Genomic DNA, 11,950 nt, shown 5'->3' with positions numbered 1-11,950 from the left:
GGCCCGCCGACGTGTTCAAACGGCGCGCCGCGAGACAGTCGCCGCCAACGCCGCGCAATCTACGCCGAAGCCGCACGCCTGGGCCTCTGCTTGACGATCAGTCGTCGCGGTCCGACGACTTCGAGGACGCCTGCTTTTCTGCCTCGCGACGGGCACGGGCATCGTCGATGATCTCGAACATATCGGTGCCGAACTCTCCGATTTCCCGGTTCACGCCGCGAATCACATCGTAGATGCTGACGTCGTCAGGGCTTTTCGCCGGTGTCGCTTCGGACTTTGTCTGGCCACGCAAACGCCGCGCCCTCGCGCCGACGTAACCGCCGATCAGGCGATGCACGTTTTCCACGCGCAAAGCGGCCGAGTCGAAGCTCGACTCGGCCGAGTCCTTGAGTGTTTCAAGCAGCTTCAGCATAAACCGGCGCATCCGTGGATGTCGTTGGCTCCAGCGTATTGCGTTTACGACGATGCGGCAACGACATGCGCAGAATGCGCTTGACCACGCCGCCGAACTGCTTGGTGAGCGGTCCGGTGTTGTAGTTCAGGCCATAGCGCTCGCAGATTTCCTGAATCTTGGGCGCGACCTCGCGATAGCGGTGCGACGGCATGTCAGGGAACAGATGATGTTCGATCTGATAGCTCAGATGGCCCGACAGGATATGAAACGGCACGCTGCCGGTCAGGTTGGACGAACCGAGTAGCTGGCGCAGATACCACTGGCCGCGGGTTTCGTCGCGCGTTTCTTCCACGTCGAACATTTCCACCTCGTCGGTGAAATGGCCGCAGAAGATGATCAGAAACGACCACAGGTTGCGGTTCAGGTTGGCGGTAACATTGCCTGCCAGCACCGGCGCGAACATCGGCCCGGCCAGCGCGGGGAACAGCAGATAGTCCTTGAGCACCTGCTTGCGGGCCTTGGCCCAGATCTCGCGCGCCTGAACGGCGGCTTCCTTGAAGGTCTTGTCCTTGCCCAGGCGCTCGACTTCCAGATCGTGCAGCGCAACGCCCCACTGGAAGAAGGTGGCCAGCGTGGCCGCGGTCAACGGCTGGGCGAGATGCTGGGGCCGCCAGGCCTGGTCCTCGCTCATGCGCAGAATGCCGTAGCCGACATCGCGATCCAGATCGACGATGTTGGTGAAGGTGTGGTGCATGTAGTTGTGCGAATGCTTCCACTGATGGGCCGGGCAGGTGTTGTCCCAATCGTAGGTCGCCGAGTCGATGGACGGATCGTTCATCCAGTCCCACTGACCGTGCATCACGTTATGCCCGATCTCCATGTTTTCGAGAATCTTGGACAGCGACAGCAGTCCGACGCCGCCGAGCCATGCGGGCGGCAGGAAACCCGCCATCAGCAGCGCCCGACCGGCGACTTCGCTATAGCGCTGGGTCTTGAGAATATTGCGGATATAGCGGGCATCGCGCTCACCGAGATCATTCATGACCTCGTCACGAACCGCATCGATTTCGCGGCCGAAGGCTTCGATATCGGCCTTGCTCAGGTGTGTGGGCTTACCCATGTGATACTCCATGACGCCGTGGCGTCGATCGTGAGAATTAGTTAAAAACCGCGGCCGAACGCGTGATCTAGAGTTCGACCGCCACGTCGCCCGCGGCGGCGTGGATACAAAGCTGTATGTCGCTGTCGCGTACGTCGCGAATCCGGTTGGTGCGCAGATCGCGCACGCTGCCTTCGGCCACGCGGCACTTGCAGGCATGACAGATGCCCATGCGACAGCCATAGTTCGGATTCAAGCCCGCGCCCTCGGCCACTTCCAGCAGCGAACCGCTTTCGCCCGAGGCGGCGATGTCGCTCTTGAGAAAACGCACCGAACCTTCGCCGTGGGCGGCTTCGCGACGGGTCGCCGCAAACTGTTCGCGATGCAGCGGCCATTCGCTGGCGGCTGCCACCAGCGGGTCGGCTACGTCCATGAAGCCCGCCGGGCCGCACAGCCAGGTTTCGCGCGTAGCCAGATCGGGAACCAGCCGCCGCAGCGACGCTGCGTTAATCCGGTCGCCCCCGTCGGCGGTGAATACCGTTTCGACCCGCAGCCCGTGCTGGCGCTGTGCGAGCGCTTCGAGTTCAGCCGCATAGATCATGTCCGTGCGCGTACGGGCGTAGTGAACGAAGACCACATCGCGCAGCCGGTCATTCGCGATCCAGTGGCGCAGCACGCTCATCACCGGGGTAATGCCGCTACCGGCGCTGAGCAGCAGGGCCGGCTGGGCCGTGCCCGGCTCGGGATAGAAGTCGCCCTCGGCCGGGCTTAAATAGACCAGCTGACCGCGCGCGGCGTTGTCGACCAGATAGTTGCTCACCCGACCGTCGCCGTTACGCTTGACCGTAATTTCCAGCGTTTTCTGATCCGGCGCGCTGACCACGGAAAAACAGCGGCTGTGGCGCACGCCGTCGAGATCCACGCCGAGCAGCACGTGCTGACCCGGCCGATGGCCTTGCCAGTTGTCGTTCGGCTCGATGTACAGGGTCACGCTATCCGGCGTCTGGCGCACGGCATGGATCACCCGACCCCGGGGCTCGGAGAGCGACAGCCGCTCGTCGATGAGGGCCAGATAGTCATCCACGGACAGCGGGCTGGTCAATGCACCGACCACCGAGCTACCGAGGACCTTCTTCACGACCGGGTTCATCGACGCTTCCTCATGAATGTGAACAGGTGTACACTTTAGGTCGGTCGCCACCCCAAGTCAACACTTGTTCACAACCCGTTCTGCGATTCTGTTCAAACGCGCCGCTGGCTGCTGTTTTCAAGCGGCCCACAAGCGGCTAAGGTCGCTCCCCATGCGCGTAATGCATCCATGCCCCGACCCTCGCCCGTCATGAGCCGCGACGAGAAAGTGCCCTATTCACGTGCGCGCGGCGCACCGCGTCGCGGCGAAGCGCGGGAAGCGCTCATGCACGCAGCCCTCGAGCTCGTCTCCAGTGAAGCGAACTTCTCGGCCATTTCCCTGCGTCGTATCGCACGCCAAGCCGGCGTGGTTCCTACCGCTTTCTATCGGCATTTCGAGGATCTTGACGCGCTCGGTCTGACCCTGATCGAGGACACCTTCCGTTCGCTGCGCCAGATTCTCGGGGATGCGTCGCTCGCCTCCATGCCGCTGAAAGGGCTGGTACGCTATTCGGTGGAACTGTTCGCCCACTACGTGCGCGACAATCGGCTGCTGTTCCAGTTCGTGGTCAAGGAGCGATTCGCGGGCACGGTGGCCATGCGCGAGGCCATTCACAACGAAATCGTGCTGCTCACCCATGCCCTGGCGTCCGATCTGGCCCGCTTCGACGAGTTTTCGCATATTTCGCAAGACGACCTGCGCGTGATCTCGGACCTCGTGGTCAATACGGTCATCACCCTCTCCGAGCGCATTCTCGACGTCGACCCGGACAATGCGGAAGACGATGCCCTGATGCTGCGAGCAGAGAAGCAGCTGCGGTTGATCTTCATGGGTGTCGGTCGCTGGGAAAGCCAGCCTGGCTGAACGCCCGCATCAATGAGCCTATGCAACGAGGCCCGCGCATGGACACGCGGAATCGCAATGGCAGGCATACCGATCGCACCGCAGGTGTTTTCGAAGGTCTGATCGCTTTTCCCATCACGCCGCTGGATCGTGCGGGCCGGGTGGATACCGAGGCACTCGCGGCGATTATCGAGCCACTCGTCCAGTCCGGTGTCGATGCGATTGGCGTATTGGGCAGCACCGGATCCTACGCCTATCTGAATGCCGGGCAGCGCCAGCACGTCATCGAAACGGCCGTAGCGCATGTGGGTGGGCGCCTGCCCATCATCGCCGGTATCGGCGCCCTGACCCAGGCCGACGTTCACCATCACGCGCAACAGGCATGCGCGCTCGGCGCAGACGGTCTTCTACTGGCGCCGGTTTCCTATATCCCGTTGCGCGGGGTGGAGGTCGAGCACCTTTTCCTGGCGGTCGCCGATGCCGTCGATCGCCCGATCTGTATCTATAACAATCCTAGTACGACCGGGTTCGACTTCACCACGACCTTGCTCGCACGGCTGGCCGAACACCCGTCTATCACCGCGCTGAAACAGCCGGCACCGTCGCATGATGCACAGGCGGGTCATCTGGCCCTGCAAAAGCGGTTCGGCGAGCACCTGCAAATCGGTTACAGCGGCGACGAACTGGCCCTGGAGCCGCTGGTCGCCGGTGCCCGCAGCTGGTATTCGGTCATGGCAGGCGTATTCCCCGGTGCGTTCTGTCGAATCATGCAGGCGATCCAACAGGCCGATTACGCGACCGCCCGTTCCTGCCATGCCCGGCTGCAACCGTTTTGGGATGCATGTCGCGCCTATGCAAGCTATCGGGTGGCCCATGAGGCCATCGCCCTGATCGAGCGCGCGGCGCCGGTCATGCCGGCGCCACTACAGCCGCTGTCGACCGACGAACGTGAAACAGTACGGCGCGCACTTGCAGCCAGTCAGTTGCTCTGAACAGGTTCGAGCCGAGGGCTACTCGGACAGACGCGACTGCACGCGTTCCATGATCTCCGGCACCAGCGACAGGCCCCATTCGCGGCCGAGCGCGAGTGATTCCGTGAGCAGCTCGGGCGATACCCGTACCAGTTTCTGGCCCACGGGCGACTGATAGAACTCAACCAGCTGGTTGAGCTCGAAGATATTGAAGTGCTTTTCGTACACCGGGTAGAGCACGGAATACAGCGCATCGCCGGACTCGATACGCTCGCGGATGACCGCCGTGGCTTCCTGGCGGATCACGCGCATGGTGGCCGGGTCCATATCCGGGCGAAACAACGCCACGGCGTTGGCCACGCGATCGATGAACTGGCGCGAGAAGATCGCCTCCAGCTGCTCGGCATCGGTGAGCGCGATCAGCTCACGGATGACGTCGTCCTTGTCCTGTTGCGCGGCCGCGCTGCCCGAGGAGGGCGCATGGCCCGCCGCCGGGGTTCCGCTCTGGGCCAGCACGGGCGGCGCACACAGCAGCAGGAACAGCGCGGGCGCCAGCCATCGGCCCACGCCGCGCGGACGATGGGTGCTAGGCAGCTTCAGGGGAGCCGACGTTTTCATGGAAGAATCGTCCTTCGGTGGTTTCGGCAATAATACCGGCCCGAATGACGAAATCCCCGAACGGTTCGCCGGCCTCGCGCTCGGCGGCGTACTGCTCGATGATCGGAGTCAGCTCCGCCAGAATTTCCTGCTCGTCGATGTTCTCGCGGTAGAGCTTGTTCAGGCGCGCGCCATCATGACCGGCGCCGAGATACAGATTGTATTTGCCCGGTGCCTTGCCCACGAAACCGATCTCGCCAAGGAAGGGGCGCGCACAGCCGTTCGGGCAGCCGGTCATGCGGATGACGATCGGCTGATCCTTGATGCCGGCATCGGTGACGATCTTCTCGATCTTGGTCACCAGTGTGGGCAGATAGCGTTCGGACTCGGCCATCGCCAGCGCACAGGTCGGAAACGCCACACAGGCCATCGCGGAATGACGCAGCGTCGAATATTTCTGGCCGTCGTCGAGGCCGTAGTGGGCCACCAGTTCCTCGACCGCGGCCTTGTCCTCGGGCTTGACGTTGGCAACAATCACGTTGTGATTGCCCGTCAGCCGGAATTCGCCGGTATGAATCTTGGCCAGTTCGCGCAGCGCGGTCATGAGCTTGTAGCCGGGCGGGCCCTGATACTGACCGTAGTGGGCAGTGCCGTTGTCGTCGAAATCGGCGATACGGCCATTTTCGATGAACAGGGTGAGGTGCCAGTTGCCGTTATCGCCCTCGGCCCAGCCAAGCGGATCGCCGTTGCGCTCGAACTTGTACTCGCGTGCCGGCTTGAGCTTGATGCCCGCGCGTTCGTCGAGCTGCTCGTGGATCCAGCCCAGGCCGTGGTCGTCGATGGTGTACTTGAACCGGGCATGCTTGCGGTTGACGCGATCGCCGTGGTCGCGCTGGATCTTGACCAGTTCCTCGACCACCTCGAGCGTGTCTTCCGGCGTGGCGAAACCGATCACCGAACCCAGGCGCGGATAGGTCGCCTCGTCTCCGTGGGTCGAGCCCATGCCGCCGCCGATGGCGATATTGAAGCCGACCAGCTTGTCGTTATCGACGATGGCGATCAGGCCGATATCGTTGGCAAAGACGTCGACATCGTTTTCCGGCGGAATCGCAATGGCGATCTTGAACTTGCGCGGCAGATAGGTCGTGCCGTAGATCGGCTCGTGGTCCTCGCCCTGCGGCGGCTGCTGCAGGAAGATTTCTTCATAGGCACGGGATTTCCAAGCCAGATGTTCGGAAATCTTCACCGACCAGTCGTGCACTTCGCGATGCAACGCGGACAGATCGGGGTTGGCCGAGGCCATGACGTTGCGATTGACGTCGCCACAGGCACCGCGGGCATCCACGCCTACCTCGTAGGCGCCCTGGAGCAACGGCCGCAGGTGCTTCTTGAGCACGCCGTGGTACTGAAACGTCTGACGGGTGGTCAGGCGCAGCGTGCCATTGGCGTAGCGATGGGCCAGTTCGTCAATCTTGAGCCACTGCTGACCCGTGACCACGCCCGCCGGTAGACGCAGACGCAGCATGAACTGGTAATGCGGCTCCAGCTTGGAGGCCTTGCGCTCGGAGCGCAGGTCGCGATCGTCCTGCTGGTAGAAGCCATGGAACTTGGTCAGCTGGGTATCGTCTTCGGCGATCGAACCCGTGAGTTCATCGGCCAGCCCTTGCGCGATGGTGCCCCGCAGGTAGTTGCTGGCGATCTTGATGTGTTCGACGGCGGACAGTTCTTTATCGCTCATGATGGCACTCGGAATCGGTGGTGTCGGTAAAGCAGAGCGCGTAACGCGCGGGCGCTGCTTAATAGACGTCGCGCTGGTAGCGTTTTTCTTTCTGCAGGTTCTTGAGATAGTCGGCGGCGCCGTCGGCGTCGAGACCGGCGTTCTCGCCGATCAGCTCGAGCAGCGCTTCATGCACGTCGTGGGCCATGGCATTGGCATCGCCGCAGACATACACGGTCGCGCCGCGCTCGATCCACTCGAAGACCTCCTTGCCGGCGGCCCGGATCTTGTCCTGTACGTAGATCTTTTCTTCCTGGTCGCGAGAAAACGCCACGTCCATGCGCGTAAGCAGGCCTTCCTTGCGCCAGCGCAGCCAGTCGGTCTGATAGTAGAAGTCGGTCAGAAAATGCTGGGCGCCGAAGAACAGCCAGTTGTCGCCGCCGGCCTCGCGCTCCTCACGCTCTTCAAGAAAGGCGCGAAACGGTGCCACGCCGGTACCCGGGCCGATCATGATGATCGGCGCATCGTCGTTGTCCGGCAGCTTGAAGTTCTTGTTGTGATCGATATAGATCGGCAGCTTCACGTCTTCGCTGCGATCGGCCAGCTGGATCGACGCCACGCCGCTGCGGGCCCGTCCGAAGGTTTCGTAGCGCACCGCCGCCACGGTGAGATGGATCTCATCGGGGTTGGCGGCATGGCTGGAGGCGATCGAATACAGCCGGGGCGGCAGTTTGCGCAGCAGGCGTACGAAATCCTGGCCGGTCATGGCCGCAATCGGGTAGTCCTCGACCAGATCGATCAGGAATCGCCCGTGCATGTACTCCGCCAGCGCTTCGCGCTGATCCTCGGCGAGCAGTGCGTCCAGCGATTCATTCTGGGCCTGGACGGCATACTTCTCGATCAGCGGGCGGGTAAGCGTGGTGATTTCGTACTGATGCGTAAGCGCGTGCTGAAGCGTGACTTCGCCATCGATCCCGGTGACCTTTTCCTCCGGCGACAGATTCAGCGCGGCGATCAGTTCCTCCACCACGGCCGGGTCGTTCTCGGGAATGATGCCCAGCGAATCGCCCGGCTCCCAGACGAGGCCGGAGTCTTCGGTGTCCATCTCGATATGATGGACTTCCTTGTCTGACCCACGGCCGTTGAGGACGACGTTCTCGAGCACTTCCGCCGAGTACGGGTTCTTGCGCGAATAGCTCGTCGTGCCGGCATCCGGGGCCGCAATGGCGCCGGGCATGGCCGTAACCGTGGGATGCGGCGTCTCGCCGCCGCCCAGCTCCTGCTTGTACTTGTCGATCGTGCTTTCGATCCAGGCTTCGGCGGCCTCGTCGAAATCCACGTCCAGATCCACGCGATCGGTCAGGCGCGTACCGCCCAGCTTCTCGAGCTGGGCATCGAAATCCTTGCCGGTCTGGCAGAAGTGCTCGTAGCTGGTATCACCGAAGGCCAGCACCGAAAACTTCAGGCCGTCGAGCTTCGGCGCCTTCTTGCTATAGATGAAGGCGTGCAGCTCCTCGGCGTTGTCCGGCGGATCGCCTTCGCCATGGGTCGAAACACAGACGATGACGTTCTTCTCTTTCTTGAGATCCTTCGGCTTGTAGTCGAGCATGTCGTAGGCGGTGGCATTCAGCCCCGCCGCCTCGGCGCGCTCGCGCAGGGTCTCGGCGATGTCTTCGGCGTTACCGGTCTGCGAACCATAGAGAATGGTCAGCGGCTCGCTGGCATCGCCCTGGGCTGCGGGCGCGGCGGCCTGCGCCGGCGCTGCCACCTCGCCGGCGACGGCGGTGGCGTTAATGCCGGCCAGATAACCGCTGATCCAGGTCACCTGCATCGGCGTAAGCGTCTCGATCAACGCCGACAGTTGCTGGGCCTGCTGGGCATCGAGCGGGCTGGTGTGTTCTTGAATGGGGGTGACCTTCATCAACAATCCGCAAAAGGTGGGTTCTTCAGACCGCCGGCCTGAGCCGCGCAGGGTAGCCGGCTGCGATCTATCTTAAAACGTCTGAATTTTTATTTTCTTATAACTTTTCAACATAGGCATACCTGCCGCAGTCGTGCTCGCTGCTCGCAGGGCGCCGCATTATACCCGTCGCGGCCCTCTCGGTCTTAGTGTGGGCACGCAGGGGGCGTGCCCAGGCTGACACGCGAGCGCACGGCCGGTAGATGCAGGCCCGGCCCACCGCAGCGCGTGCTCAACGCGACGGCTGCCGGCGCGCGGGCGCGTTCCCGGGCTGTGCCGCGCTGCGCCACGGGCGACCTGTGCCCCACGGCTCTGCTACGCTTCGCGCATGCACCGTCTTGTCCTGATCTGCGTGGCCGTCGTACTCAGCGGCTGTGTCACCGCGCCGCCGCGCTCGCCCGGCAACGTCTGCGATATCTTCTACGAGAAGAACGGCTGGTTCGATGCGGCGGACTCCGCCTTCGATCGCTGGGGCGCGCCGATTCATGTCCAGATGGCGATCATCTATCAGGAATCGGCCTTTGTCGGCGATGCACGCCCGCCGCGCCGGCGGCTGCTGTGGTTCATTCCCTGGACGCATATCACCTCGGCCTACGGCTACACCCAGGCGCTCGACAGCACCTGGGACTGGTACAAGACCGACACCGGCAACGGCTGGGCCAGTCGCGACGATTTCGGCGATGCGACCGACTTCGTAGGCTGGTACGTGGCCAAGAGCAACGCCATGCTCGGCATTTCCAAATGGGATGCGTATAGCCAGTACCTGGCGTATCACGAAGGCCAGACCGGTTTTAAACGCGGCAGCTATCGCCGCAAACCGTGGCTCGAGCGTACCGCCGGCCGGGTCAACGCCCGCGCCGATCGCTATGCCGGCCAGCTGCGCGGCTGTCGCGCCGATCTGGAAAATCCCGGCCACTGGTGGTGGCCTTTCTGAGCCGGGTCCTGCCCGATCTTGCCTGCCCTTATGCCAGAAAACGATATGCAGCAATTACACCAGTTGGCCGACCTGATGCTCGCGATCGAACAGAGCATGCGCGCCGCCGATCTCTGGCATGCGAACGCGCCCTCGCCGGCCGCAATGGCCAGCCGTACGCCGTTTTGTGCCGATACGCTCGCGTTCAGCGAATGGCTGCAGTTCGTATTCATTCCGCGCATGCGCGAAATCATCGAACACAACGGCCAGCTACCCGGCGTGAGCGCAATCGCGCCATTGGCAGAAGAAGCGCTTGCCGAACAACCGGGCAAGCAGGCGGTGGTGGATCGGCTGCGCGAATTCGACCGCGCCATCGGCGGGCCGGAACGGGCCTGATCAGACGCCGAAGATTACCGGCACGTAGTGGTCGACGAGCAGCGCGCTGAACAGCGCCATGAGATAGAGAATGGAGTAGGCGAAGGTACGCATCGCCAGCCCCGGCTTCGGCGCGTACTTGAGCCGAATTGCATAGACCAGAAACCAGCCCGATAGCCCGATCGCGCACAGCAGATACAGCGGACCGCTCATGCCGGTCACGAAGGGCAGCAGCGACACGATGAACAGCAGCACGGTGTAGAGCAGCACCTGCGTACGGGTGTACTCAAGACCATGGGTGACGGGCAACATCGGAATATCCACTTCGGCATATTCGCGGTGGCGCTCGATCGCCAGCGCCCAGAAGTGCGGCGGCGTCCAGATGAAGATGATCAGAAACAGGATGAGGGCATGCGCGTCGACGCTGCCGGTCACCGCGACCCAGCCCAGCAGCGGCGGCGCCGCACCCGCAGCCCCGCCGATCACGATGTTCTGGGGAGTGGCACGCTTGAGATAGACCGTATAGACGCCCGCGTAGCCGACCAGCGTGACCAGCGTAAGCCAAGCCGTTAAGGGGTTGACCAGCCAGAGCAGAATCGCCATGCCCAGAAGGCCGATCGCAGCGGCGAAGCGCGCCGACTGGGCCATGTCCAGATGGCCGGTAACCAGGGGGCGCTTGCGCGTTCGCGCCATGCGCTGGTCGGCTTTGCGATCGAGCATCTGATTGACCGCAGCCGCCGAGGCGGCCATCAGTCCGATGCCGAGCGTACCGAACAGCAGCGCATCGATCGGCACCATGCCGGGCGTGGCCAGGAACATGCCCACCATCGCCGTAAACACGATCAGCAACACCACGCGCGGCTTGCACAGCTCGTAGTAGTCCGACAGCCGCTGGGACAGCGTCGAACGATCGAGCGTTGTTGAGCCGGAGGAGCTAGACATGAGCGCGCGCTTTCCAGACTGCGTGGTTGATGGCAACGAGCGTCAATAATAACAGGGCAGCGCCTCCGTTGTGGGCCACGGCCACCGGCAGCGGCAGGTGGAACACCACCACTGAAATACCGATCGACACCTGCAGCGCCAGCGCCGCGATCAGGGTCGCGGCCATACCGCGCCAGCGCCGGTCGACCCTGCCCTGCTGCCAGAGCAGGCCGGCGAGGCCCAGCATGACCACGGTGATGGCGACTGCGCCCAGCCGATGCGCCCAGTGAATGGTTGCACGCGGCACGCTGTCGAGGATGCCGTATTCGTAGTTGATCCCGAGGCCGTGCCAGAGGGTGAAGGCGGTAGACCAGTCGGTCGGCGGCCACCAGTAGGTCTGGCAGGTCGGGAAGTCCGGACAGGCCATGGCGGCGTAGTTCGTGGAAGTCCAGGCGCCGAGGAATATCTGGCCTATCAGCAAAGCCAGCGCGGCGCCGGCCGCGACACGCAGACCGCGCCGCATGGCCAGGCCATAGCCTTCGAACAAGGCGCCCTCGCGAAACAGGCACCAGCCCAGCAGAGCGAACGTCGCCATCCCCCCAAGCAAGTGAGCGGTCACAATCAACGGCTTGAGCAACAGAGTCACGGTCCACATGCCCAGCAGCGCCTGAAATACCACAAGCGCGAGAATCACCCAGGGCAGTCTTCGTTGCTGGTGCGGGTTGCTCGTGCGTTTGAGGGTGAGCAGCGCCATCGCCAGAATCAGCAGACCGAGGGTGCCGGCCGCATAGCGGTGAATCATCTCCTTCCAGGCCTTGGGCGCCTCCACGGGGCGATGAGCAAAGCGTTCATTGGCCCGGGCGACGTCGGCCTCGGCGGTCGGCACGTCGAGATGCCCGTAGCAGCCCGGCCAGTCCGGACAACCGAGCCCGGCGTCGGACAGCCGCACGAAAGCGCCAAGCGTCACCACGACGAAGGTCAGGCAGATCGTAATCAAAGTGAGACGAAAACGCGTCATGACAGTGTCCCGG

The 11,950-nt window shown here is 63.2% G+C and carries 12 protein-coding genes; 4 read left to right on the top strand and 8 right to left on the bottom strand.

Annotated features, from left to right (window positions below; translation table 11 throughout):
* Positions 1 to 97: 97 nt before the first annotated feature.
* The 3 genes from C84B14_RS05005 to C84B14_RS04995 all read right to left on the bottom strand — a co-directional run bounded on the left by C84B14_RS05005 (position 98) and on the right by C84B14_RS04995 (position 2,643).
* Positions 98 to 412 (bottom strand): hypothetical protein, encoded by a 315-nt coding sequence (locus C84B14_RS05005; protein ID WP_353222321.1) that lies wholly within the window; start codon positions 410 to 412, stop codon positions 98 to 100.
* Positions 396 to 1,514, bottom strand: coding sequence for a fatty acid desaturase family protein (locus C84B14_RS05000; protein ID WP_353222319.1), 1,119 nt, complete (start codon positions 1,512 to 1,514; stop codon positions 396 to 398). The genes C84B14_RS05005 and C84B14_RS05000 overlap by 17 nt, the downstream gene beginning before the upstream one ends.
* A gap of 67 nt (positions 1,515 to 1,581) precedes the next feature.
* Positions 1,582 to 2,643 (bottom strand): ferredoxin reductase, encoded by a 1,062-nt coding sequence (locus C84B14_RS04995; RefSeq protein WP_353222317.1) that lies wholly within the window; start codon positions 2,641 to 2,643, stop codon positions 1,582 to 1,584.
* 168 nt (positions 2,644 to 2,811) lie between these two features.
* On the opposite strand from C84B14_RS04995, the gene C84B14_RS04990 reads away from it, so the two are divergent.
* Both C84B14_RS04990 and C84B14_RS04985 read left to right on the top strand, forming a co-directional pair.
* A complete protein-coding gene (locus C84B14_RS04990; RefSeq protein ID WP_348766147.1) occupies positions 2,812 to 3,486 on the top strand; it encodes a TetR family transcriptional regulator in 675 nt (224 codons plus the stop codon).
* Between the two features lie 38 nt (positions 3,487 to 3,524).
* A complete protein-coding gene (locus C84B14_RS04985; protein ID WP_353222315.1) occupies positions 3,525 to 4,457 on the top strand; it encodes a dihydrodipicolinate synthase family protein in 933 nt (310 codons plus the stop codon).
* 18 nt (positions 4,458 to 4,475) lie between these two features.
* Here the strand turns inward: C84B14_RS04985 and C84B14_RS04980 are convergent, their stop codons facing one another.
* Genes C84B14_RS04980 through C84B14_RS04970 form a run of 3 tightly spaced genes read right to left on the bottom strand, consistent with a single transcriptional unit; the run spans position 4,476 to position 8,671 of the window.
* Positions 4,476 to 5,054 carry a DUF2059 domain-containing protein gene (locus tag C84B14_RS04980; protein ID WP_353222313.1) on the bottom strand — a complete coding sequence of 193 codons (579 nt, stop codon included), beginning with the start codon at positions 5,052 to 5,054 and terminating at the stop codon, positions 4,476 to 4,478.
* Positions 5,023 to 6,771, bottom strand: a complete 1,749-nt coding sequence (cysI, locus tag C84B14_RS04975) for an assimilatory sulfite reductase (NADPH) hemoprotein subunit (protein ID WP_348767598.1) — start codon at positions 6,769 to 6,771, stop codon at positions 5,023 to 5,025. The genes C84B14_RS04980 and cysI overlap by 32 nt, the downstream gene beginning before the upstream one ends.
* 58 nt (positions 6,772 to 6,829) lie before the next feature.
* A complete protein-coding gene (locus C84B14_RS04970) occupies positions 6,830 to 8,671 on the bottom strand; it encodes an assimilatory sulfite reductase (NADPH) flavoprotein subunit (RefSeq protein ID WP_353222310.1) in 1,842 nt (613 codons plus the stop codon).
* Positions 8,672 to 9,038: 367 nt separating this feature from the next.
* Between C84B14_RS04970 and C84B14_RS04965 the strand changes: the two genes are divergently transcribed.
* Positions 9,039 to 9,644: a transglycosylase SLT domain-containing protein gene (locus C84B14_RS04965; protein WP_348767596.1), complete on the top strand. Its 606-nt coding sequence runs from the start codon at positions 9,039 to 9,041 to the stop codon at positions 9,642 to 9,644.
* Positions 9,645 to 9,689: 45 nt separating this feature from the next.
* Positions 9,690 to 10,019, top strand: coding sequence for a YqcC family protein (locus C84B14_RS04960; protein WP_353222309.1), 330 nt, complete (start codon positions 9,690 to 9,692; stop codon positions 10,017 to 10,019).
* Here C84B14_RS04960 and cyoE read toward each other — a convergent pair whose 3' ends face one another.
* Both cyoE and C84B14_RS04950 read right to left on the bottom strand, forming a co-directional pair.
* Positions 10,020 to 10,940: a heme o synthase gene (cyoE, locus tag C84B14_RS04955; protein WP_353222307.1), complete on the bottom strand. Its 921-nt coding sequence runs from the start codon at positions 10,938 to 10,940 to the stop codon at positions 10,020 to 10,022. It abuts the gene before it with no gap.
* Entirely contained in the window at positions 10,933 to 11,937 is a 1,005-nt protein-coding gene (locus C84B14_RS04950; RefSeq protein WP_353222305.1) for a COX15/CtaA family protein, read from the bottom strand. The genes cyoE and C84B14_RS04950 overlap by 8 nt, the downstream gene beginning before the upstream one ends.
* Between the last annotated feature and the right edge of the window lie 13 nt (positions 11,938 to 11,950).

Source organism: Salinisphaera sp. C84B14 (assembly GCF_040361435.1).
Taxonomy (GTDB): Bacteria; Pseudomonadota; Gammaproteobacteria; order Nevskiales; family Salinisphaeraceae; genus Salinisphaera.
Note: the sequence above shows the minus strand (reverse complement) of the source record. Positions and strands in the feature narration are given on the sequence as shown.